This is a genomic window from Pseudomonas sp. o96-267 (assembly GCF_003935465.1).
Lineage (GTDB): Bacteria > Pseudomonadota > Gammaproteobacteria > Pseudomonadales > Pseudomonadaceae > Aquipseudomonas > Aquipseudomonas sediminis.
Genome location: NZ_RHQP01000004.1, coordinates 154,983 through 176,316 on the forward strand (window position 1 = coordinate 154,983; position 21,334 = coordinate 176,316).

The 21,334-nt window shown below is 61.9% G+C and carries 18 protein-coding genes, 1 pseudogene and 1 riboswitch; of the genes and pseudogenes, 12 read left to right on the forward strand and 7 right to left on the reverse strand.

What is annotated here, in order from left to right; translation table 11 throughout:
• The first annotated feature begins 117 nt into the window (after positions 1 to 117).
• The 3 genes from EGJ86_RS04165 to EGJ86_RS04175 all read left to right on the forward strand — a co-directional run bounded on the left by EGJ86_RS04165 (position 118) and on the right by EGJ86_RS04175 (position 2,080).
• A complete protein-coding gene (locus EGJ86_RS04165; protein WP_125834175.1) occupies positions 118 to 549 on the forward strand; it encodes a UPF0158 family protein in 432 nt (143 codons plus the stop codon).
• 78 nt (positions 550 to 627) lie between these two features.
• A complete protein-coding gene (gene abiEi, locus EGJ86_RS04170) occupies positions 628 to 1,197 on the forward strand; it encodes a type IV toxin-antitoxin system AbiEi family antitoxin (protein ID WP_125834176.1) in 570 nt (189 codons plus the stop codon).
• Positions 1,184 to 2,080 (forward strand): nucleotidyl transferase AbiEii/AbiGii toxin family protein, encoded by an 897-nt coding sequence (locus EGJ86_RS04175; RefSeq protein ID WP_125834177.1) that lies wholly within the window; start codon positions 1,184 to 1,186, stop codon positions 2,078 to 2,080. Before abiEi ends, EGJ86_RS04175 begins: the two co-directional genes overlap by 14 nt.
• A gap of 60 nt (positions 2,081 to 2,140) precedes the next feature.
• Here EGJ86_RS04175 and cobF read toward each other — a convergent pair whose 3' ends face one another.
• The 5 genes from cobF to cobW form a co-directional block, all read right to left on the reverse strand.
• Complete coding sequence (gene cobF, locus EGJ86_RS04180; RefSeq protein WP_125834178.1) at positions 2,141 to 2,908, reverse strand: precorrin-6A synthase (deacetylating); 768 nt, start codon at positions 2,906 to 2,908, stop codon at positions 2,141 to 2,143.
• Positions 2,905 to 3,672 (reverse strand): VWA domain-containing protein, encoded by a 768-nt coding sequence (locus EGJ86_RS04185; protein ID WP_125834179.1) that lies wholly within the window; start codon positions 3,670 to 3,672, stop codon positions 2,905 to 2,907. Before EGJ86_RS04185 ends, cobF begins: the two co-directional genes overlap by 4 nt.
• Positions 3,597 to 4,598, reverse strand: coding sequence for an ATP-binding protein (locus EGJ86_RS04190; RefSeq protein WP_125834180.1), 1,002 nt, complete (start codon positions 4,596 to 4,598; stop codon positions 3,597 to 3,599). Before EGJ86_RS04190 ends, EGJ86_RS04185 begins: the two co-directional genes overlap by 76 nt.
• Positions 4,599 to 4,947: 349 nt before the next feature.
• Positions 4,948 to 8,694 (reverse strand): cobaltochelatase subunit CobN, encoded by a 3,747-nt coding sequence (gene cobN / locus EGJ86_RS04195; RefSeq protein WP_125834181.1) that lies wholly within the window; start codon positions 8,692 to 8,694, stop codon positions 4,948 to 4,950.
• 91 nt (positions 8,695 to 8,785) lie between these two features.
• Positions 8,786 to 9,835, reverse strand: coding sequence for a cobalamin biosynthesis protein CobW (gene cobW, locus EGJ86_RS04200; protein ID WP_125834182.1), 1,050 nt, complete (start codon positions 9,833 to 9,835; stop codon positions 8,786 to 8,788).
• A gap of 94 nt (positions 9,836 to 9,929) precedes the next feature.
• Positions 9,930 to 10,125, reverse strand: a riboswitch (cobalamin riboswitch).
• A gap of 86 nt (positions 10,126 to 10,211) precedes the next feature.
• On the opposite strand from cobW, the gene EGJ86_RS04205 reads away from it, so the two are divergent.
• Genes EGJ86_RS04205 through cobM form a run of 3 tightly spaced genes read left to right on the forward strand, consistent with a single transcriptional unit; the run spans position 10,212 to position 11,988 of the window.
• On the forward strand, positions 10,212 to 10,637 hold the full coding sequence (locus EGJ86_RS04205) for a cobalamin biosynthesis protein (protein WP_092379009.1): 426 nt from the start codon (positions 10,212 to 10,214) through the stop codon (positions 10,635 to 10,637).
• A gap of 15 nt (positions 10,638 to 10,652) precedes the next feature.
• Positions 10,653 to 11,198: a hypothetical protein gene (locus EGJ86_RS04210; protein WP_092379012.1), complete on the forward strand. Its 546-nt coding sequence runs from the start codon at positions 10,653 to 10,655 to the stop codon at positions 11,196 to 11,198.
• A gap of 34 nt (positions 11,199 to 11,232) precedes the next feature.
• Positions 11,233 to 11,988 (forward strand): precorrin-4 C(11)-methyltransferase, encoded by a 756-nt coding sequence (cobM, locus tag EGJ86_RS04215; protein WP_090335903.1) that lies wholly within the window; start codon positions 11,233 to 11,235, stop codon positions 11,986 to 11,988.
• 233 nt (positions 11,989 to 12,221) lie between these two features.
• Here cobM and EGJ86_RS04220 read toward each other — a convergent pair whose 3' ends face one another.
• On the reverse strand, positions 12,222 to 12,452 hold the full coding sequence (locus EGJ86_RS04220; RefSeq protein WP_074677152.1) for a hypothetical protein: 231 nt from the start codon (positions 12,450 to 12,452) through the stop codon (positions 12,222 to 12,224).
• Between the two features lie 174 nt (positions 12,453 to 12,626).
• Here EGJ86_RS04220 and EGJ86_RS04225 point away from each other — a divergent pair, with 174 nt between their 5' ends.
• The 4 genes from EGJ86_RS04225 (at position 12,627) to EGJ86_RS04240 (ending at position 16,591) form a co-directional block, all read left to right on the forward strand.
• A complete protein-coding gene (locus tag EGJ86_RS04225) occupies positions 12,627 to 12,839 on the forward strand; it encodes a ParD-like family protein (protein WP_090335904.1) in 213 nt (70 codons plus the stop codon).
• Positions 12,836 to 13,615, forward strand: coding sequence for a type I methionyl aminopeptidase (gene map / locus EGJ86_RS04230; protein WP_090335906.1), 780 nt, complete (start codon positions 12,836 to 12,838; stop codon positions 13,613 to 13,615). Before EGJ86_RS04225 ends, map begins: the two co-directional genes overlap by 4 nt.
• Before the next feature lie 697 nt (positions 13,616 to 14,312).
• Positions 14,313 to 16,166: a DEAD/DEAH box helicase gene (locus EGJ86_RS04235; protein WP_090335907.1), complete on the forward strand. Its 1,854-nt coding sequence runs from the start codon at positions 14,313 to 14,315 to the stop codon at positions 16,164 to 16,166.
• Positions 16,163 to 16,591, forward strand: a complete 429-nt coding sequence (locus EGJ86_RS04240) for a hypothetical protein (protein WP_055986080.1) — start codon at positions 16,163 to 16,165, stop codon at positions 16,589 to 16,591. The genes EGJ86_RS04235 and EGJ86_RS04240 overlap by 4 nt, the downstream gene beginning before the upstream one ends.
• Before the next feature lie 274 nt (positions 16,592 to 16,865).
• Here the strand turns inward: EGJ86_RS04240 and EGJ86_RS04245 are convergent.
• Positions 16,866 to 17,048: pseudogene (locus tag EGJ86_RS04245) on the reverse strand (ATP-binding protein); the annotation flags it as partial.
• 95 nt (positions 17,049 to 17,143) lie between these two features.
• Here EGJ86_RS04245 and EGJ86_RS04250 point away from each other — a divergent pair.
• Together EGJ86_RS04250 and EGJ86_RS04255 are read left to right on the forward strand one after the other, a co-directional pair.
• The gene (locus EGJ86_RS04250; RefSeq protein ID WP_055986078.1) at positions 17,144 to 18,238 is read left to right on the forward strand and encodes an efflux RND transporter periplasmic adaptor subunit; all 1,095 of its coding nucleotides are present in this window, start codon (positions 17,144 to 17,146) and stop codon (positions 18,236 to 18,238) included.
• Complete coding sequence (locus EGJ86_RS04255) at positions 18,239 to 21,307, forward strand: efflux RND transporter permease subunit (protein WP_055986075.1); 3,069 nt, start codon at positions 18,239 to 18,241, stop codon at positions 21,305 to 21,307.
• Positions 21,308 to 21,334: the final 27 nt, after the last annotated feature.

Below are 21,334 nucleotides of genomic sequence, written 5' to 3' on the forward strand. Positions count from 1 at the left end.
GCCTCCGAGCGCTCCACCATCTCTGGATGCTGCCCGACCAAGCCTCGAGCCTCGGTTCATAGACTGATCGATCTTCGCTACGCTATTGCCCGCAGATTTCTTTCGAGGCACAACAGCATGCCAACGACAATCCTCTACAGTGATTTGGAAAACGCCTTTTTCTGGTCATCATCAGCCACTCGGCTTCAAGCCGAAGCCTTCATCTGCCTTGCAACCGGCAAGACCTACTTTCGCGGCGATGATGAGCTGGATGAGCTGCCAGACGATATCGAGGACGGCTCCAGGTACGTCCTGGTTCCCGGCAAGAATGATCTCGATCTGGGCCGGGCTTTGGTCATGCGCTTCACCTACCGCAACGCCCCACACTTGGAAGACCGCATTCTGGACATCTTCCGGCGCAAAGGCGCCTATTCGCGCTTCAAGGATCTTCTGCTCGCCAACGACTTGCTCGATAGCTGGCATGAATACGAGAACCAGGCCGTCCGAGAAGCTCTGGAAGAATGGGCGTCAGAAAACGGCCTTGCGGTGCGCCACGGCACACTGGATTGAACACCCATCGCGTCTCGTATGATTGCGATAACTCAACACTAAGTTACACTTATCGTCACTTACCGTTGAGACGACCTCATGAATCAAGGCCGTGAAACAGTCCAGCCTATACGCCGCCTCTATGACGGCTTGAGCAGCTTGGCAACTCCTGAGCGCTACCTCTTCACACCTTCGGATATGCGCGCCCTGGTCCCGGACATTTCCGCTGAGGCCTACCGCGCATTGCTCAGCCGCGCGGCTCGGGACGGCAAGTTGGAGCGCATCTGCCGTGGCCTCTACTTCTATCGCCCAGCCAAATCGACAACCGGCCTGTTGCTGTTTCATGCTGCCGCACGTCTGCGCGCGCATGAGTTCAACTACATAAGCCTGGAAACAGCGCTGAGTGACGCGGGCATCATCTCGCAGATACCAATGAACTGGATCACGCTGATGTCATCGGGCCGCAGCAGCCTGATCAAATGTGGCTCGTGGGGCACCATCGAATTCGTTCACACCGCACAGAAAACCGAGACACTCTCGGGGCAACTCGATTACGACAGCAGGTGCCGGATGTGGCGAGCCAGGCCCGCACTGGCCATCCGTGATATGCGAGTGGCGAAAAGGAATCTCGACCTGATCGACTGGAGCATCGCCAATGAGTTTGTTTGACCAATTGGTAGACCAGGCCATCGGCAACCACGCCGAGCTGACCAACCTGCGCGTCGTGATAGAAAAGGAACTGCTGCATCACGACATCATGCTGGTGCTGAGCGAGGCCGGTCTGCTCGCGAAGCTCTGCTTTATCGGCGGAACCTGCTTGCGGGCCTGCTATGGCTCCAACCGCTTGAGCGAGGATCTGGACTTCACTGGCGGCGCCGATTTCAACCGTGACGATTTCGCTCAGTTGAGGGCCATCCTGATAGAAAGGCTGCAGACGAAATACAGCCTGCAGGTAGACGTCAGCGAACCGAGCAAAGAGTCCGGCAATGTCGATACCTGGAAGCTGAGGGTACAGACACGCCCGGACGCACGGCACCTGCCTGCCCAGCGCATTCATATCGATATCTGCGCCATCCCCAGCTACATGAGCACGCCCAGAACGCTTCTCAACCCCTATGGCGTGGACATGGGCACCCAGAGCCTGATCCTCAACGCAGAAGCACTCGAGGAAATCTATGTCGACAAGATTCTCGCCTTTGCTCTCAGGCAGGGGCGAATCAAGAGCCGTGATCTCTGGGATCTACTCTGGTTGAAGCAGCAGAAAATCGAGCCCGCATTGAACCTACTTGCAGCCAAGCTCAACGACCACAAGGTAGTGGCACAAGTCTTTGTGGAAAAAGCCATGCAGCGCTCATCCTCATTGGTGAACGACCCGCAGGTAAAGACGGATTTTCGCAATGAAATGCAGCGTTTCCTGCCAGCCCAACTCGTTGAACAGACGGTAAACGAGGAGCGATTCTGGGCTTATCTGACCGATGAGATTCCGCGCTTGATACGCCGCGCGCAAAACAGCCTCAGTCCCGAAGAGGACACCGGCCCCTTCATGATGTAAGCGGCTGTTCTTGAGCAGGCGTAGGCTGGACAACGCTCTTCTTGTCCACCGCTTCTAACCTCAATCCCCCGCCGCCCCCTCCTTCCTCAACAAATAACTATCCATGATCCACCCGTTACGCTCACGCGCCTCGGCGCGGGTCGTGGCAATACGTTCGGCAACCCCATCCAGCGGGCCGGCGATAAGAATTTCATCAGCAGTTCCGACATAGGCGCCCCAGTAGATATGCAGGCCCTGGCCGACGAAGCGGCGGTAGGTGTCCTTGGCGTCGAGCATCACCGCCACGCTGTCCACGCCGTGCGGCCAGCCTTCGGCGAGCAGGCGGCCGGTGGTGATTTCCACGGAGCGACCGATGCTGTTGAGCGGGATGCGATGGCGCGCGGTCAGCGCCTGCAGGCTGGTGATGCCGGGGATCACGTCATAGACGAAATCGCTACGCCGCGCGGCGATGGCCTCGATGATGCGGATGCTGCTGTCGTACAGCGATGGGTCGCCCCAGACCATGAATGCGGCCACTTCGCCGTCGACCATCTGCTCGTCGATCAGGCGCTCGAACACCGCCTGCTTGTCACGGTTGAGCTCGTCGACGCTGGCGCGGTAGTCCGCTGCCTCGCGTTCGCGCTCCGGTTGCAGGCCTTCGGCGAAACGCGGGGTGTGGCCGTCTAGAAAGCGTGCGCAGATTTCCCGGCGCAGGGCGTTGAGCTTGTGCTTGGCCGCGCCCTTGTCCATCAGGAAGATCACGTCGCTGCGGCGCAGTGCCTTGATCGCCTGGTAGGTGATGTAGTCCGGGTCGCCGGCGCCGATGCCGACCAGCAGCAGGGTTTTCATGAGGTTCTCCAGGTGCGCCCTGGCACGCCGGGCGCCAGGTCGTCGATATGTTGGTAATCGGCCTGCAGCGCCTGCGCCAATTGACGCGCGCGACCCAGACGGATGGGCGCGCGCTCGGTGTCGAGCAGCAGGGTTGGGCACGGCAAGGGCGTCAGCGTAGGCAGATCACGCAAGCGGCCATCGGTGAGGATCAGCAGGCGCTGGCGTTCGCTCGGTTTCGCTCGTTGCCGACGCAACAGCCAGTCGTTAGCCTGTTGCAACGCATCGAGCAGCGGCGTGCCGCCACCAGCGCCGAGTTCCTGCAACCAGCGGTACAGCTCGGCGCTGGCCTTGCGCCCCTGCCACAGCCATTGCGCTTCGCCGCCACCGGCTTGCAAAACGGCCAGGCGCGCGCGCTGGCGATAGGCGCTGTCGAACAGCTCGGCGAGCACGCCCTTGGCCAGGCTCAGCGCGCCGTGGCGACGGGTCGAGGCGGAGGCATCCACCAGCACCAGCCACAGCTCGTCGGCCTGCTGGCTGCGCGGGCGCAACACCAACTGCTCGCGACGTTGTGGTCGTCCCTGGCGCAGGGACGCCGGCCAATCGATTCGCCCGTCCGCGCTGCTGCGGGCGGCGCCACGCCGGCCGCCGCCGAGTCGTCCGGGCCGGTTGCGGGCATCCGCGCCTGTGGCTGTGCGCGGGCGGATGCTCAGGGCTTTTTTGGCCCGCGCGGCGGTACGCGCCGCTCGCCCATGGCCTGCGGCTGCGCCGGCAGCTCGCCCCACTGGCCTTCGCCCTGGCTCTGCTCGGATGCCTGCTGCGGCGCCTGGCTCTGCTCGGGCGGCGTGGCAGCCGGCGGTTGTGGCTGGCGACGGCGATGGCGCAGGACGAAGTCCTCCACCGCTTCGATATCCACAGGCTCGATGCCCAACCCGCCCCGCCAGGCCGCATGAGCACGGGCGGCACGCAGCCAGACCAGGTCGGCGCGCAGACCATCGACGCCAGCGGCGAAGCAGCGCTGGCTGATCTCGCCCAGGGCGGCGTCATCCAGAGGGATATCGGCCAGGCGCTGGCGAGCATTGCGGCAGCGTTCGGCGAGAGCTTCCTGCTCGCTCTGCCAACGTTGCAGGAAGGCCTCTGGGCCGGCAGCGAAGGCAAGGCGGCGGCGGACGATCTCGGCGCGCTCGGCCGGCTGCGGCTGGCCATCGAGCGCCAGGTTGAGGCCGAAGCGGTCGAGCAGTTGCGGACGCAGTTCGCCTTCCTCGACGTTCATGGTGCCTATCAGTACGAAGCGCGCGGCATGGCGGTGGGAGATGCCGTCACGCTCGACGTGGTTGACCCCGCTGGCGGCGGCATCGAGCAGCAGGTCGACCAGATGATCCGGCAGCAGATTGACCTCATCGACATACAGCACACCGCCATCGGCACGGGCCAGCAGGCCAGGGGAAAACTGCGCGCGGCCTTCGCCCAGCGCAGCGTCCAGATCCAGGGTACCGACGATGCGCTCCTCACTCGCCCCCAGCGGCAGGGTGACGAAGCGTCCACCGTCCAGCAGGTCGGCCAGGCCACGGGCCAGGGTCGACTTGGCCATGCCGCGTGGGCCTTCGATCAGTACCCCGCCGATAGCCGGATCGATGGCGGCCAGGCACAGAGCCAGCTTCAGCGAATCGGCGCCGACCACGGCGGCGAGGGGGAAGTGATGTTCGGTCATGATGGTGATCCGTGGAGGTGAGCGGTCGCGCCTGGCGTTTGTGGGAGGGGCTTTAGCCGCGAGCATGTCGCCGCTAAAGCGCCTCCCACAGTGAGTGCATCGCAACCGTAGGGTGGGTTAGCGGCGCAGAACGTTGATCGTGCAGACGCGCAGGAGCGTAGCGCGCCGCGTAATCCACCAGGCGATATATCGCGTGGCATCACTGGTGGGTTACGCCGCACCCGCTTCGGAGAGAAACCTGTGCATTGCAGCAGGCGGCTGACCCACCCTACGGGCTCGGCGGTGCCGAATGAACCCTCTCCCCCGGCCCCTCTCCCATAAATGGGAGAGGGGAGAAAAAACGCTCGCATCAGCTTTCCTCGCTATCGAGCAGCAGATTTTCCAGCGCTTCGCGGTACTCGCCGGGATTCTCCCACAGGCCGCGCTGCTGGGCTTCCAACAGGCGTTCGAGGATATCGTTGAGCGCACCGGGGTTGTGCTGCTGGATAAAGTCGCGGGTATCTCTGTCGAGCAGGTAGGCATCGGTCAGCAGCGCGTACTGGTGGTCGTCCACCAACTCGCTGGTGGCGTCGAAGGCGAACAGGTAGTCGATGGTCGCGGCAAGCTCGAAGGCGCCCTTATAGCCGTGGCGCTTCATGCCTCCGATCCACTTGGGATTGGCGGCGCGGGCACGTACCACGCGATTGAGTTCTTCCTTCAAGGTGCGAATCCGCGGCGTATCCGGCTGGCTGTTGTCGCCAAAGTAGCTGGCCACCTTGAGCCCGCGCAGGGTTTCCACCGCCGCCAGCATGCCGCCCTGAAACTGGTAATAGTCGTTGGAATCGAGGATGTCGTGCTCACGGTTGTCCTGGTTGTGCAGCACCGCTTGCATCTGCTCCAGGCGCTCGACGAAGCGCTGCCGCGCCGGCGCACCCTCAGCGCCGCTGCCGTAGGCGTAGCCGCCCCAGTTGAGGTAGACCTCGGCGAGATCCGCGCGGCTCTGCCACAGGCGCTCCTCGATGGCGTTCTGCACGCCGGCGCCATAGGCGCCCGGTTTGGCGCCGAACACTCGCCAACCGGCTTGGCGGCGCGCTTCGGTTTCATCCAGACCGCCGTCCTTGAGCGCCAAGGATTCGCGCCAGACCCGCGCCGACAGCGGGTTCATGTCTTCCGGCTCGTCCAGCTCGATCACCGCCTGCACGGCCTCGTCGAACAGGCGAATCAGGTTGCTGAAGGCATCGCGGAAGAACCCCGACACGCGCAGGGTGACGTCCACCCGTGGCCGACCGAGCTGTTCCAGCGATAAGACCTCGAAGCGTTCGACACGCTGACTGCCCGGCTGCCATACCGGGCGCACGCCCAGCAGTGCCATGGCCTGGGCAATATCGTCGCCGCCGGTGCGCATGGTCGCCGTGCCCCACACCGACAGGCCGAGCTGGCGCAGGTGGTCGCCTTCGTCCTGCAGATGGCGCTCCAGCAGGCGATCCGCAGCCTGCACACCGAGGCGCCAGGCAGTGGGTGTGGGCAGATGGCGCACATCGACGGTAAAGAAGTTGCGCCCGGTGGGCAGCACATCCAGACGCCCGCGACTGGGCGCGCCACTGGGTCCGGCAGGGACGAAACGCCCCTCCAGCGCCGCCAGCAGGCCGTCCATCTCGGCGGCGCCGCAGGCATCGAGCAGCGGTGCGATATGCTCAGCCAGGCCGTCGAGGATCAAGGCCACCTCGGCGCCGAAAGCGTCGATACGCTCGCCCGCCAGGCGCCGTTCGATCAGCCTCAGCGCCAGCAGCTCCAGACGCTCGCGGGTATCGCCGATGGTACGCCAAAGACTGTTATCCACAACCTGCAACGCCTGTGGACGCAGCCCCTCCCAGGGCTGGCCCATATCACAGTCCAGCGGATCAAGGCCCAGCTCCAAGCCACGGGCCAGGGCACGCAGCAAGCTGGCATTGGCGCCCTGTCCATCGCCACGGGGGATGCGCAGCAGCGCCAGCAGGGTGTCGCGGCGCAGTTGCCCAGCCGGCGACTCACCGAACACATGCAGGCCATCGCGGATCTGCGACTCCTTGAGGTCGCACAGGTAGGCGTCGAGCTGCGGCAACCAACTGTCATCGTCATCATTGAGTTGCAGGCCCAGCTCGCGGTCGAGGCTGGCCTCGCGCACCTTGGCCAGAATCTCGCCACGCAACTCCACGGCGCGGCTCTGGTCGAGCTGGCTGGCCTCGAAATATTCGTCGGCCAGGCGCTCCAGATCGCGCAGCGGGCCATAGCTCTCGGCGCGGGTCAGCGGCGGCATCAGGTGATCGATGATCACTGCCTGGGTGCGGCGCTTGGCCTGCGCGCCCTCGCCCGGATCGTTGACGATAAAGGGATAGACGTTGGGCAGCGGGCCGATCAGCGCCTGCGGCCAGCAGCCTTCGGAGAGGCCAACGCTCTTGCCCGGCAACCATTCCAGGTTGCCGTGCTTGCCGACGTGGATCAGCGCATCGGCAGCGAACGCTGTACGCAGCCAGGCGTAGAAGGCGATATAGCCGTGTGGCGGCACCAGGTCGGGGTCGTGGTAGACCGCCGCCGGGTCGAGCTGATAGCCCCGCGCCGGCTGGATGCCGACGAAGGTCAGGCCGAAACGCAGGCCGGCGACCATCATGCGCCCACTGCGGAACATCGGGTCGGCCTGCGGCTCGCCCCAGCGCTCGCGCACCGCCTGCTGATTGGCCGCCGGCAGGCTGTGGAAAAACGCCAGATAGTCATCCAGTGCCAGGCTCTGCGCGCAGGGCCGTGTGTCGAGGCCGTCGAGATCGTTGGTGACGCCACCGAGCAGGCTGTGGACAAGTGCGGTACCGCTCTCCGGCAGGTTATCCACCGGATAGCCCTGCTGTTGCAGCGCATGCAGGATATTCAGCGCGGCGGCCGGCGTATCCAGGCCCACGCCATTACCAATACGACCATCGCGGGTCGGGTAGTTGGCCAGAATCAGACCGATTCGCTTCTGATCGTTGCTTTTGATCGCCAACTGACACCAGTTACGCGCCAGTTCGGCGACGTAGGCCATACCCGGCTCGTGCGCCTGGTAGCACACCACATCGCTCTGGCTGCGCTCGCTGCGCCAGGCCAGGCCCTTGAAGCTGATGGCGGGCCCGATCAGCCTTCCGTCCAGCTCGGGCAGTACCACATGCATGGCCAGATCACGCGAGCCCAGGCCCTGGGCGCTGGCCTGCCATTGCGCCTGGTTGTCCAGCGAGCAGATGGCCTGCAGCACCGGAATGTCGCGGCGGAACACCCGCGCCTGCGGCGCCTCGGGGTTGGACAAGGCGAAGCCGGTGGTGTTGATGATCAGCGCGGCGCTCGTCTCGTCCAACCAGGCCTGCACCTGATCCAGGCAGGCCGGCTCCTTGAGGCTGGCCACCGCAATCGGCAGCGGGTTGAGGCCCTGGCGGACAAGGTGCTCACAGAAGGTATCGACGAAGGCGGTATTCGCCGACTGCACATGGTTGCGGTAGAACAGCAGCGCCACCACCGGTGCGCCTTGCTGCCACTGAATCTGCCAGTCGGCAAGCCGGGCCGGGCTGGCGCTGGGGTGATACAGGCCCACGCGCGGCAGCGGCTGCGGCTCTTGCCAGGTGTCGATGCGCCCCAGCCAGCGACTGCCGATGCAGCGGAACAGCTGGCGCGCGTTATCCAGCCCGCCCTGGCGCAGGTACTGCCAAAGGCGCTGGCTGTCTTCTTCGCTAACGTTGCCAAGGGCACTCAGCTCCGGGTCAGGCTTGTCGTCGCCGGGCACCATGATCACCGTGGCGCCGCGCGCGCCCAGCTCCACCAGGCGTTCGACACCGTAGCGCCAGTAACTCACCCCGCCATGCACCGAGATCAGGATGACCTTGGCGTGCTGCAGCACCTGCTCGACGTAGAAGTCCACCGAGGCGTTGTTGCTCAGTTGCGCCGGGCTGGCCAGGCGCAGGCTGGGGTAGTCCTCCGGCAGTTGCCGGGCGGCTTCAGCCAGCAGGGCGAGGTGCGAATCACCCGTGCACAGGATCACCAGCTCGGCAGGCGTCTGGCCAAGGTCGGCAATGCTGTCGGCCGGCAGTTGGGTGCCAGGCTGGGTACGCAGGAGATGCATGTTCGCTCCGAGGAAGGCGCGAATCGTGGGAGGGGCTTTAGCCGCGACTATCCGCGAATTGGATCGCGGCTAAAGCCCCTCCCACAATCACTCAGGCCAGCGCTGCTTGCAGCTCGGCTTCTATAGCCGCGCGGTCGAGCTGCTGGCCGATCACTACCAGGCGGCTCACTCGCGGCTCGTCGGCTTGCCAGGCGCGGTCGAAGTGGCGATCGAAACGCTGACCGCCACCTTGCACCAGCAGACGCATCGGCTTGCCAGGGATGGCAGCGAAACCTTTCACCCGCAGGATGCCGTACTTGGCCACCGCATCCTTCAGTGCGGCCAGCAGACGCGCCTCCTCGGCTTCCGGTAGTTCCACGTGGAACGAGTCGAATTCCTCGTGATCGTGGTCTTCGTCTTCATCATCGTGATGGGTGCGGCGGCTGTCGATATGCAGCTCGGTTTCGCTGTTCAGGCCCAGCAGCACATCCAGCGGCAGCTCGCCGCCGTGCGCCTCGATCACCTTGACTGCCGGCGGCAGCTCCTCGGCCACCTCGGCGCGCACCGCGGCCAGCGCCTCGGCGTCGAGCAAATCGGCCTTGTTGAGGATCACCAGGTCGGCGCTGGCCAACTGGTCGGCGAACAGCTCGTGCAGCGGCGATTCATGATCGAGGTTGGGGTCGAGCTTGCGCTGCTCGTCCACCTGATCCGGGAAGGCGGCGAAGGTGCCGGCGAGCACCGCCGGGCTGTCGACCACGGTAATCACCGCATCGACGGTGCAGGCGTTGCGGATTTCCGGCCAGTTGAAGGCCTGCACCAGCGGCTTGGGCAGCGCCAGGCCGCTGGTCTCGATAAGGATATGGTCAAGGTCGCCACGGCGCGCCACCAGCTCACGCATCACCGGGAAGAACTCTTCCTGCACCGTGCAGCACAGGCAGCCGTTGGCCAGTTCGAAGACGCGGCCGTTGGCCTCCTCCTCGCTGCAACCGATGGAGCACTGCTTGAGAATCTCGCCGTCGATCCCCAGCTCACCGAACTCGTTGACGATCACCGCGATACGGCGGCCGCCGGCGTTAGCCAGCAGATGGCGCAGCAGGGTGGTTTTACCAGCACCGAGAAAACCGGTGACGATGGTGACAGGCAGTTTGGCGAGGGTTTTCATGAATGGCCCCGTGGCGTCGGTAAGTTCGGCGGACGGGTACGCGCAGGCGGGCACGCAGGTGCGTGCTGGCCCCGTCGGATCACCCCGTCCGAGCAAATGGCTGGTCAGTCGAGGCAGGTCTCCTGGCTCACGGTCTGCGCATTGCGCGCCCTTCACCTTCCCGCCTGACGGCAGTGGTGTACGAAGGGTTTAAGACCGTTCACAGTTGCGGGGGCAGCCAGGGCATCGACCCTGTTCCCTCTTAGCTCCCCGGCGCCGTACCGGGAAGAACCTCGAAAGCGAGAAGGCTACGCAGGCCGCGGCGGCCGGTCAATCGCGGTTGACCGGTGGGATGCGCCATGTTGAGCTACGCCGCTGCACAGCACGAGCGCCCTTGATGATGCCTAGCCCCTTGAATCCCAGCCCTGACGCCTCGCCCATGGTGGTGGCTGGGCTTGGTTGCAGGCGCGACTGCCCCCAGCAAGACCTGCTCGCCCTGCTCATCCACAGCCTGGCCCAGCATGAGTTGACTGTGGATAACCTCGTTGGACTGGCCAGCATCGCCCACAAACGCGACGAGCCGGGGCTGCATCAACTGGCAATCCACTTGAATCTGGAGCTGACGTTCTTCCCCCCCGAAGCACTCACCCTCTACCAGCCGGAAAATGCCGACAGTGCCCTCATCCGATCCGTAACAGGCAGCCCCGCTGTGGCTGAACCCTGCGCCCTGGCTCTGGCCACGCAACTGGGCAAGGCAGCTCGCCTGCTGGGCGAGAAAACCCGCACAGCCAACGCCACCTGTGCGTTGGCAGGACTTCAATAGTTTGAGCATACAGCCTTGGATTACTTCGAAAGCGTTATTAAGACTTTGCTTGAAGGTGAAGGGTATTGGGTTCGACAGTCGTTCAAGGTCAACCTGACCAAGGAAGAAAAAAGGCAGGTGGGTAAACATTCCATTCCACGCCCGGAAATCGACCTTCTCGCTTACAAGCCCAGCGAAAATAGACTTCTCGCCTTTGAAGCAAAATCCTTCCTCGACTCTCCCGGTGTCCGACTGTCATGTCTTAGCGAAATCCATGACATTCCCGAAGGCAAATACAAGCTGTTTACTTGCGAAAATTACAGGTCGATCGTTTTCCAACGACTCAGACAGGATCTTATCGATTGTGGAATGGGTGACAGTACTACCGAAATAGTTCTGGGACTCGCTGCCGGTAAGGTCTATCAATCCAGGAATGCTGAAATCAAGGAGTTGTTCTCGCGAAACGGCTGGCTGTTCTGGTCACCGGAAGATATCCGCAACAAAGTGATCGCCCTCGCCAAGCGCGGCTATGAAAACGAGCCCGCCATCATCACGGCCAAAATTCTGATGCGCCAACCATGAACAGCGCAAACTCCCCCCTGACAAGGCACACCTCATGACCGTCTACTTTATCGGCGCCGGCCCCGGCGATCCCGAGCTGATTACCGTCAAGGGCCAGCGCCTGATTCGTTCGTGCCCGGTGATCCTCTATGCCGGCTCGCTGGTGCCCGCAGCAGTCCTGCACGGCCACAACGCGGAGCAGGTAATCAACACGGCCGAGCTGCACCTGAGTGAGATCATTACGCTGCTGAGCCAGGCCCATGAGCGCGGCGAGGATGTGGCCCGCGTGCACTCCGGCGACCCTTCGCTGTACGGCGCTATCGGCGAGCAGATTCGCGAGCTGCGTGCTCTGGGCATCCCTTTCGAGATCATCCCCGGCGTCACGGCCACCGCCGCCTGCGCGGCCTTGCTGGAAAGCGAGCTGACCCTGCCGGGCATCGCCCAGACCGTAATTCTCACCCGCTACGGCACCACTTCGCCGATGCCCGAGGGCGAGCAACTGCAGGATCTGGCGCGGCACCGCGCAACCATGGCCATCCACCTCGGCGTGCGCCAGCTGCCGGCCATAGTCGGCGAACTGCTGCCGCACTACGGCGCCGACTGCCCCATCGCGGTTATCCACAGGGCCAGTTGGCCGAATCAGGACTGGGTGCTCGGCACCCTCGCCGATATCGAGACCAAGGTCGCAGCCAAGGGCTTTCGCCGCACGGCACTGATTCTGGTCGGGCGAGTGCTCGATCCGGGTGTCTTTGCCGAGTCAGCGTTATATGACTCGGCGCATCGCCATCTTTATCGCCCTGGCAACGACTGAGCCATCCGTCATCTGGCGAGAAACTGCGCAAAGCGCTGAAAGCCCCGTGATAGCTGACGCCTGATAACTTATCAACAAGATAGGCCGAAGTTTATCCAGAGCTATTGTGAATAACGATGCGACAAGGATCAGTTTTTGAACAACAGGCTGATTAGCCCGGTTTATCTGGGCTTCAGCCTGGTATCACAAGGATATCCACAAGATGATCCACGGCAACTGTTAGCAACTCACCCTCAGAGCTGCACCTCGACCCGCTTGATACCCAGAGCCCGCAGCTCCGGCATCAACTCATCCAGGCTGGCAAAGGTCTCGACCTGCTCGGCCTCATCAACCAGAAAGAAGCTACGCCCTGCGCCTTTCTTGAAAAATACGATCCACTCAGCGGTATTGGCCGGATTGACCATGACCTGGGTATCGAACACAACCCCCTCGCTCGTTCTGCGTTTCACATCCGCGCGCTTCATCCTCTCTCCTGTTCCAGCGTGACTCAGATGATCCCACTGCCTGCATACGGCAGCGGATACGGCTCATAGTGTAAAGGATGAGGTGAGCACGCCTTGCTCACTGATGATCGGTGAGTGAAATCAGTCCCATAGTTATATATGCTTCATATACGAATCATATATAAGGAGGTATCCATGGGCATCGTCAACATCGATGACGAGCTGCATGACCAAATCCGCCGGGCGAGCAGCGTCTCGGGCCGTTCGATCAATGCACAGGCGGGTTTCTGGATTCGCATCGGCATGCTCTGCGAGATGAACCCGACGCTGAGCTTCAATGAGCTGATGTCCGCCGAGATGCGTGCAGCCGGCGTGGTGGTTCCGCCAAGAATGGCGGATGCCTCATGAGCAAGACACCGCAACAGATCGCCCTGATGGCGGAATCCGGCAGGTTGCTGGCGTCCGTGTTCGGCTACCTGGATCGCCTGGATCTGCTCGGCATGTCGACCCTGCAGGTCAACGACCTTGTGGATAACTACATCGTGGGTGAACTCAAGGCGCGCCCGGCGAGCAAGGGCCAGTATGGTTTCGCCTACGCCATGAACACGTCACGCAACGAGGTGGTGTGCCATGGAGTCCCCAGCGCCGACGATATCCTGCGCGATGGCGATCTGGTGAATTTCGATATCACCCTGGAGAAGAACGGCTATATCGCCGATTCGAGCAAGACCTACCTGATCGGCAAGGTGTCGGACCAGGCTCGTCAGCTGGCCGAAGTCACCTATGAGGCGATGTGCAAGGGCATCGAAGCCGTCAGACCCGGCGCCCGCCTCGGCGATATCGGTCATGCCATCGAACGCCATGCCCGCGCCCATCGCTACTCGGTGGTCAGGGAGTATTGCGGCCACGGCATCGGCCGGGAAATGCACGAGCCACCCGAAGTACTGCACTGGGGCAAAGCCGGCACCGGCCTGACCCTGCGCGAAGGCATGACCTTCACCATCGAACCCATGCTCAACCGGGGAACGGCGGACGTGCGTACGCTGCGCGACGGCTGGACGGTGGTGACCCGCGACGGCCAGCTCTCGGCGCAATTCGAACATACCGTGGCGGTCACCCGAGACGGCGTTCGCGTCCTTACGCTGCGCCCCGAAGAGCTGCACCTGAGCAGGATTTCGGCGTGATGGAAACGCAAAAGCCCGTCCAGATGGACGGTGGATACCCAGAATATAGTTTGACATAGAGGGCCGCAAAATCCGCTAGCTTCAGCGCTAGGGCCTGCCACAACAACCGAAACATAGTTTGACACAGCCTAACGCGCCCGCCCAAAAAGCCCCACCGCAGCCAAGAATAAAGTTTGACACAGCCAGCCCCCGCCTCACACGTGCCCTACACACATGCCGCGTGCCATAAACAAGGATCGCAGCCCACTGCCGCTGGATCGAGATACCGTCCATTGAATTGGCTTAAGGGAGTACCGCGTGGGCTTGGTGATCCAGATATGGGGCCCATCATGATGGTAGTCAGCGGGTGCCAGAACCCTGAGACGGCTCAGGGGTGCCATCACTGACCACCCCTTGGACATCCTAGTGGCGATGAACCTTGTCGTTGGCTACAAAGCTCAGCATTGAATTGTCCACGCACACGATGGCGTGTGGGTATTCTCAAGAAAGTCAGGCGCCAAAGCGTGATGTCACTAGGCTACAATCAGTCGTAGTGCACACGCTCGACCATCATCAGAATCTCGTGATGCCCAGCCCGAAATACGGATATTTCAATGCCACGTCCGCCGCACCTCAACTACCTCTGTCCCCGTCGCCGAGTGCTTGTCCAGCGAGCAGGCACCTTGGCGCGCGTCGCCGATAGGAATCTCGACTGTCTATGAATTATTTCACCGAAACGGCAGCCAATATCCTTGGCAATAAAAAGCTGCGTAGCCCCCAGATCGAGGCCTATATCAAGGCGCAGGAGCATTTCGAGAACTCCAACGAGGATGCACTAATCGTCCTGCCGACAGGGACGGGCAAAAGCGGGCTGATCTCCATCGTACCTTTCGGCCTGGCAAAGGGACGTGTGTTGATCATTACACCAGGCCTGGTCACCAAGCAGAGCATTCGACGGACACAGGAGCTGCTAGAAGACAACTTCTGGATCAATTTCGATGTGATTTTCAGTGCCGAGGATCTGCCGGTCACATGCGAATTTACGTCTGATACCCATCAGGCCAGCCTTGAGCAAGCCCACTTCGTCTATTCGAACATCCAGCAGGTATACAACGAGCGCGGACAGTCACTGACGAAGCGGGTGCCGTCCGACTTCTTCGACCTCATCATCATTGATGAGGGGCACCATGCGCCGGCACGTAGCTGGCAAAAGACCCTGGCCCACTTTTCCAAGGCTAAGAAGATCTTTGTGACTGGTACGCCGTTCCGCGGCGACAACCAAGAAGTGCCAGGAAAACTGATCCATAAGACGCCTCTCTCCGAGGTGATGCGTGATCGGTATGTTAAGTGGCTGAGGAAAGAGACCGTAAATGCTCATGAGCTTTACTTCACCGTCACCGAGCAGCCAGGTGTTCGGCTCTCCAAAGAGCAAGTCCTCGAATTCAAGGACCGAGAGTGGGTAGAGCGCAGCGTAGCCTTGTCTCCAGAATGCTCAATGGACGTAATCAACCTAAGCATTCAGAAACTGGATGAGCTCCGGAAAACCTCTCCGGACGTGCCACACAAGATTCTCGCTGTCGGTTGCAGCATCACCCACGCCGAGGACCTGCGCACCTGGTATCAATCCAAGAACCTGACTGCAGCTGTAGTGCACAGCGACATGGAGTTAGCAGATATCGATGCGGCATTCCGGGTAATCGATAACCACCAGTGCGATGTCGTTATCTCCGTGAACATGTTGATGGAAGGCTACGACCATCGTTACCTCACTGTTCTGGCCCTCTTCCGTCCCTACCGAAGCGAAAATGCCTTCGCACAAATTGTGGGCAGGGTTTTGCGGGCGATCCCAGCCGACGAGATCACGGCTTTTGAGATCGATAACAACGCCGTGGTGATCTATCACCAGGAGACCGGCTTGGATTCGATGTGGACTGCCTTCCAGACTGAGGTTGATCGGGCCAAACACCAGCGCACCCGCGACTACACAATCACGGACGAGGACTACACGCGCAAAGAGCAGAACCTGGGTGGTGTTTCCAGCTCCGAAGCATTTGTGAGTGACCGTGACTCCTACCTTGGAGATCTGGACTTCAACAAGATATTTTCGGAGAAACGGGCCGAAGTCGAGTCCATCGCAACGCAGAAGGTCCAGGCGCTTCCGGGGATTGAGGGCTATGACGCGGATGTTCTTGCACAGCTCAAGAACGTCTTCCTGAGTGCTGAGACAAAGAAAGCAGCTCAGATCATAGACCCCAACCTCGTGGAGAAGCGGCCTGAAATCGCGCGTAAGCAACTCCGCGAGATCCTTACCAAGAAGGCTCAGGACGAGGTCGCAACATTGCTCAGCGATCTGCAAATCGAAGAAAAAGCTTCTACCCTTTATCCGATATTCAAAAACCACCTACCGATGGCGAAACCCAACATGCCTAACGACGGTATACTGGTGAGCTTTATCTACACCAAGCTGGTGAAGAAATTCGGTAGGGTTGCTGACCGTGACAACAGCTCACTGACCAAGTCGATTGAGTACGTGGTAGTGATCATCGATGAATTAAGGAGAATGCTGAAATGAGTCTAGAATCCATCAGAATACTGGTTGATGAGCTCTCGACTCTCCACGTAACCCGTGGCGTTCAGCCCAGCGAACTTATCGACAATCTCTTCGAAGATGACTACGTCGAGTCCTCGGCGCGAAAGACATCGCAGGGGCTGGTGTTCGAGCTGGTCTTCTCGGAGCAAGATGAAGACGGATCGTCGAGCAAGGTCACCATGCGCTATACCTACGATCGCAGCCGTTATCTGGTACTTGTCGAGCAGAAGATGACGGCCAAGCGGTTCAGTACTCAATGGGATCGTACCCACGCCGTCCTGGAGCGGCTCGGCAAACTTGAAGCGCTGCTCGCTGACCAGCTACCGCGAGAGAAAGTCGCCGCAATCCTATCAACCATGCCCCAAGACTACCTTGCCCTTGCCCCGCAACTGCGGCTGGTGGCCTAACCCTAGCCAGTCATTCCACTGCGACCGATGCTCAACCAGCCATGATATCGCCGCAGTGAATCTGCTCGACATACTTGTACTGTTGGCGCTGATGGAAAATTGACCCACCCTGCCGATTGAAATTTGACCCAGGGCGGATTGCTGATTTTGTTACCAGCAACTGTGGATAAGTCTACCAGCGCAGCTGCTTTTGAACCCACTCCCTCGCTGTCCCAGTTCAGCTGTTGAAGACCTGCCACATGCAGCCATGCAGCAGGCCGTCGTCACCATGAAATCAGAACGACTCATCGTCCTCCGGTTCCTGGCCGCCCTTACGCTTTCGCTCCCGTGATTTGATCTTGGCCTGGGCCGCCAAGCTACTGTGTTGCAGGCGATAGGACTCGTTACCGGTTTCGACGATGTGGCAGTGGTGGGTCAGCCGATCCAGCAGGGCGGTGGTCATCTTGGCGTCGCCGAACCCATGGAGATCGCAGCAATTACCCCCTAAACTCTCGGCCATACGCACTCGATTGGGTGCGACCTTCTATTGTGTCGTTATCAGGGATAGTCATCTTGAACCTACGCCCCCTCCTCTGTCTGTGCCTACCGGCCAGCCTGCTACTGGTCGGCTGCGACCAGGCACCCGCCCCCCAGGAACAGGCACCGCGCCTGGTCAAGCTGTTTACCGTGGAAGACCCCGCCAGCGAGCGCCTGCGCGAATTCCCCGCCCGCCTCAAGGCCACCGAGGAAGCCGAGCTGTCCTTTCGCATCGGCGGCCAGCTGAAGACGCTGGAGGTGCGGCAGGGCCAGCCGGTCAAGCGCGGCCAGCTGATTGCCAGCATCGAAGACACCGACCAGCGTCTGCGGGTACGTGATCGCCAGGCCAGCTTCGACCTGGCCAACGCCCAGTTCAAGCGCATTGCTCAACTGCTTGAGCGGCAGATGATTTCCCGCTCCGAATATGACCAGCGCAAGGCCGCCCTCGACTCGGCCAGCGCTGCCCTGAGCCTGGCTCGTCAGGAGCTGGACTACACCCGCATCCTCGCACCCTTCGACGGTGTAGCGGCCAACACCCATGTGGATAACTTCCAGGTGGTGCAGGCCAAGCAACCTATCGTCACCTTGCAGAGCGGCGACAGCCTGGATGTGCTGTTCCAGATGCCGGAAAACCTGCTGACCAACCTGCGCAGTCGTGAAGACAGCGTGGGCTATCACCCCAGCGTGATTCTCGACAGCCTGCCGGATCGCGAATTCGAGGCGGTGTACAAGGAACACAGCACCCAGCCAGACCCCAAGACCCTGACCTATCAGGTCACCCTGTCCATGCCTCGCCCCGAGGAGCTCAACCTGCTGCCGGGCATGAGCGCCACGGTCAAGATCGATTTCGCCAAAATCAGCCGCAACCCGGACAATCGCCTGCTGGTGCCGGTGGAGGCGGTATTCAGCCCGGATAGCGTCGCCGCCGAAGTCAAGCAGGTATGGGTGGCGCGCGAGCAGGACGGCACGTTGCGCCTCACCGCGCGCCAGGTCGAAGTCGGCCAGCTGACCCGTAACGGTATCGAAGTGCTCAGCGGCATCGAGCCCGGCGAGCAGATCGTCGCCGTCGGTGGCGCCGAACTGGAGGAAGGCCAGGCAGTGCGGCCCTGGGTACGCGAGCGGGGGCTGTAAATGGATATCGCCGGTTATTTTATCCAGCGCCGCGTCACCAGCTGGCTGGTCACCCTGGTGCTGGGCATCGGCGGGTTGATGGCCTTTCTCGGCATCGGCCGCCTGGAAGACCCCTCCTTCACCCTGAAAAACGCCATGGTCATCACCAGCTACCCCGGCGCCTCGCCGCAGCAGGTGGAAGAGGAAGTCAGCTATCCCCTGGAAAACGCCATTCAGCAGCTGCCCTCGATCAAGAAGGTCACCTCCATCTCCAGCGCCGGGCTCTCGCAGATCAGCCTGGAGCTGCACAGCCAGTACAAGGCCGAGCAGATCCCGCAGATCTGGGACGAATTGCGGCGCAAGATCAACGACCTGCAGCCCAGCCTGCCACCGGGAGTCAACCCGCCGCAGATCCGCGACGACTTCAGTGATGTATTCGGCTTCTTCCTGCTGGTCACCGGCGAAGGCTACAGCGCCCAGGAGCTGCGCGACTTCGCCGACTACCTGCGCCGTGAACTGGTGTTGCTGCCTGGCGTAGGCAAGGTCAGCCTGGCCGGCGCCCGCCAGGAGCAGGTGCAGGTGGAAATCTCGCGCAGCAAGATGAGCACCCTGGGTATCGCCCCGCAGCGCCTGGCCCAGGTGCTCAGCCAGCAGAACGTGGTGTCCAACGCCGGGCGCATTCTGGTCGGCAGCGAGTCGATCCGCCTGCACCCCACTGGCGAGCTGCAGGATGTGCGCGAGCTGGAGCGCCTGATCATCAGCGACCCGGGCAGCGCGCAGCAGGTCACTCTCGGCGATATCGCCCAGGTCAGCCGCGGCTTTAGCGAAACACCGGGCAACCTCTACCGCATGAACGGCCAGCCGGCCCTGACCCTGGGCGTTTCCTTCGCACCCAAGGTCAACGTGGTGGATGTCGGCGCGACGATCAACGCGCGCCTGGCCGAACTGGACGCCCAGCGCCCGGCCGGTATGCAGTTGCAGGTGTTCTACGACCAGGCCGCCGAAGTGCAGGCCTCGGTGCAGGGTTTCGTGATCAACTTCGTCGCCTCGGTGGCCATCGTGATCGTCGTGCTGCTGATCTTTATGGGCCTGCGCAGCGGCCTGCTGATCGGCCTGATCCTGGCCCTCACGGTGCTCGGCAGCTTTATCTTTATGCGCCTGCTGGGCATCGAGCTGCAGCGCATTTCCCTCGGTGCCCTGGTGATCGCCCTGGGTATGCTGGTGGACAACGCCATCGTTATCGTCGAAGGCATTCTGGTCGGCCGTCAACGCGGCCAGAGCACCCTGGAGGCAGCGCGGGGCATCGTCCGCCAGACCAATCTGCCGCTGCTCGGCGCCACCCTGATCGCCATCATCGCCTTCGCCCCCATCGGCCTGTCGGACGACTCCACCGGCGAGTTCTGCCTGTCGCTGTTCCAGGTGCTGATGATCTCCCTGCTGCTCAGCTGGGTGACTGCCATCACCCTGACGCCGTTCTTCGCCAGCCTGTTCTTCCGCGATAACCAGACCCTGACCGGCCAGGATCAGGGCGACCCCTACGGCGGGGTGATCTTCACCAGCTACCGGCGCCTGCTCGACTTCGCCCTGCACCGCCGTAGCCTCACTCTGGGCATGCTGGTGGTATTGCTGGTGGTGGCCATTGCCGGCTTCGGCAAGGTGCGCCAGAGCTTCTTTCCGCCGTCCAATACGCCGATGTTCTTTATCGACCTGTGGCTACCCCAGGGCACTGATATCCGCTACACCGAGCAGCTGGTGGCCGAACTGGATCAGCATGTACTGGAGCAGGAAGGGGTGACCACGGTCAGCAGCACAATCGGTCAGGGCGCCCTGCGTTTTATCCTCACCTACTCACCGCAGAAGCAGTACCCCAACTACGCTCAGCTGCTGGTGCGCACCGACAACCTGGAGCGCATCGAGCCGCTGATCAACCAGTTGGAACTGCATGTCGCCGAGCAGTACCCGCAGATCAAGCCCAAGTTCAAGCAACTGATGCTCGGCCCCGGCAACGACAGCAAGATCGAGGCGCGCTTCAGCGGCCCCGACCCCGACGAACTGCGCCGCCTGGGAGGCGAGGTCAGCCGTCTGATGCGCCAGGACCCGGTAGCCAATGCAGTGATGCACGACTGGTATGAGCGCACCAAGCTGGTCCGCCCGCAATTCGCCGAGGCCCGCGCCCGCGAACTGGGGGTGGACAAGAGTGAGCTGGATGACCTGCTGCGCATGAGCTTCTCCGGCATGAATGTCGGCCTGTACCGCGACGGCACCCGCCTGCTGCCAATAGTCGCGCGCACCCCGGACAACGAGCGGCTGAATGCCGACAGCCTGAGTGACCTGCAGATCTGGAGCAACGCCCGGGGCGGCTACCTGCCCATCGAACAGGTGCTGCTGGGCTTTAACACCGAGTGGGAAGACCCGCTGATCATGCGTCTGGATCGCAAACGCACGCTCACCGTACAGGCCGATCCTTCCCTGCTCAGCGGCGAAACCGCAGCCCAGCTGTTCCAGCGCCTCAAGCCGCAGATCGAGGCCATCCCCCTGCCCGAGGGTTACAGCCTGGAATGGGGCGGCGAGTATGAAAGCTCCCGCGATGCGCAAGGTGCAGTGTTCGGTAGCCTGCCGCTGGGTTATCTGGTGATGTTTATGATCACCATTTTGCTCTTCGACTCGTTCAAGCGCGCCACCGTGATCTGGCTCACCGTGCCCCTGGCGATGATCGGCGTGACCCTGGGCTTTCTGCTGACCGGCATCCCCTTCGGCTTTATGGCCCTGCTCGGCCTGCTTAGCCTGAGCGGTATGCTGGTGAAGAACGGCATCGTCCTGGTGGACGAAATCCAGCTGCAGCTGGCCAGCGGCAAGGATGCCCTGCAAGCCGTGGAAGACGCCTCGATCAGCCGCGTGCGCCCGGTGGCCATGGCCGCCCTGACCACCATCCTGGGCATGAGCCCGCTGCTGACCGATGCCTTCTTCCAGAGCATGGCGGTGGTGATCATGTTCGGCCTGGGCTTCGCCACCCTGCTGACGCTGGTGGTGCTGCCGGTGCTGTATTGCGTGTTCTACGGGATCAAGGAGCAGGGCGCGGCAGAGGCTTAAGAAGGTGGACAACGCGCAGTTGTCCAC

Bases quoted from the DNA above. Each gene is read 5' to 3' on its own strand.
- EGJ86_RS04165 (WP_125834175.1), top strand. From the start codon at position 118: ATGCCAACGACAATCCTCTACAGTGATTTGGAAAACGCCTTTTTCTGG.
- abiEi (WP_125834176.1), top strand. From the start codon at position 628: ATGAATCAAGGCCGTGAAACAGTCCAGCCTATACGCCGCCTCTATGAC.
- EGJ86_RS04175 (WP_125834177.1), top strand. From the start codon at position 1,184: ATGAGTTTGTTTGACCAATTGGTAGACCAGGCCATCGGCAACCACGCC.
- cobF (WP_125834178.1), bottom strand. From the start codon at position 2,908: ATGAAAACCCTGCTGCTGGTCGGCATCGGCGCCGGCGACCCGGACTAC.
- EGJ86_RS04190 (WP_125834180.1), bottom strand. From the start codon at position 4,598: ATGACCGAACATCACTTCCCCCTCGCCGCCGTGGTCGGCGCCGATTCG.
- cobN (WP_125834181.1), bottom strand. From the start codon at position 8,694: ATGCATCTCCTGCGTACCCAGCCTGGCACCCAACTGCCGGCCGACAGC.
- cobW (WP_125834182.1), bottom strand. From the start codon at position 9,835: ATGAAAACCCTCGCCAAACTGCCTGTCACCATCGTCACCGGTTTTCTC.
- EGJ86_RS04205 (WP_092379009.1), top strand. From the start codon at position 10,212: ATGATGCCTAGCCCCTTGAATCCCAGCCCTGACGCCTCGCCCATGGTG.
- cobM (WP_090335903.1), top strand. From the start codon at position 11,233: ATGACCGTCTACTTTATCGGCGCCGGCCCCGGCGATCCCGAGCTGATT.
- EGJ86_RS04220 (WP_074677152.1), bottom strand. From the start codon at position 12,452: ATGAAGCGCGCGGATGTGAAACGCAGAACGAGCGAGGGGGTTGTGTTC.
- EGJ86_RS04225 (WP_090335904.1), top strand. From the start codon at position 12,627: ATGGGCATCGTCAACATCGATGACGAGCTGCATGACCAAATCCGCCGG.
- map (WP_090335906.1), top strand. From the start codon at position 12,836: ATGAGCAAGACACCGCAACAGATCGCCCTGATGGCGGAATCCGGCAGG.
- EGJ86_RS04235 (WP_090335907.1), top strand. From the start codon at position 14,313: ATGAATTATTTCACCGAAACGGCAGCCAATATCCTTGGCAATAAAAAG.
- EGJ86_RS04240 (WP_055986080.1), top strand. From the start codon at position 16,163: ATGAGTCTAGAATCCATCAGAATACTGGTTGATGAGCTCTCGACTCTC.
- EGJ86_RS04255 (WP_055986075.1), top strand. From the start codon at position 18,239: ATGGATATCGCCGGTTATTTTATCCAGCGCCGCGTCACCAGCTGGCTG.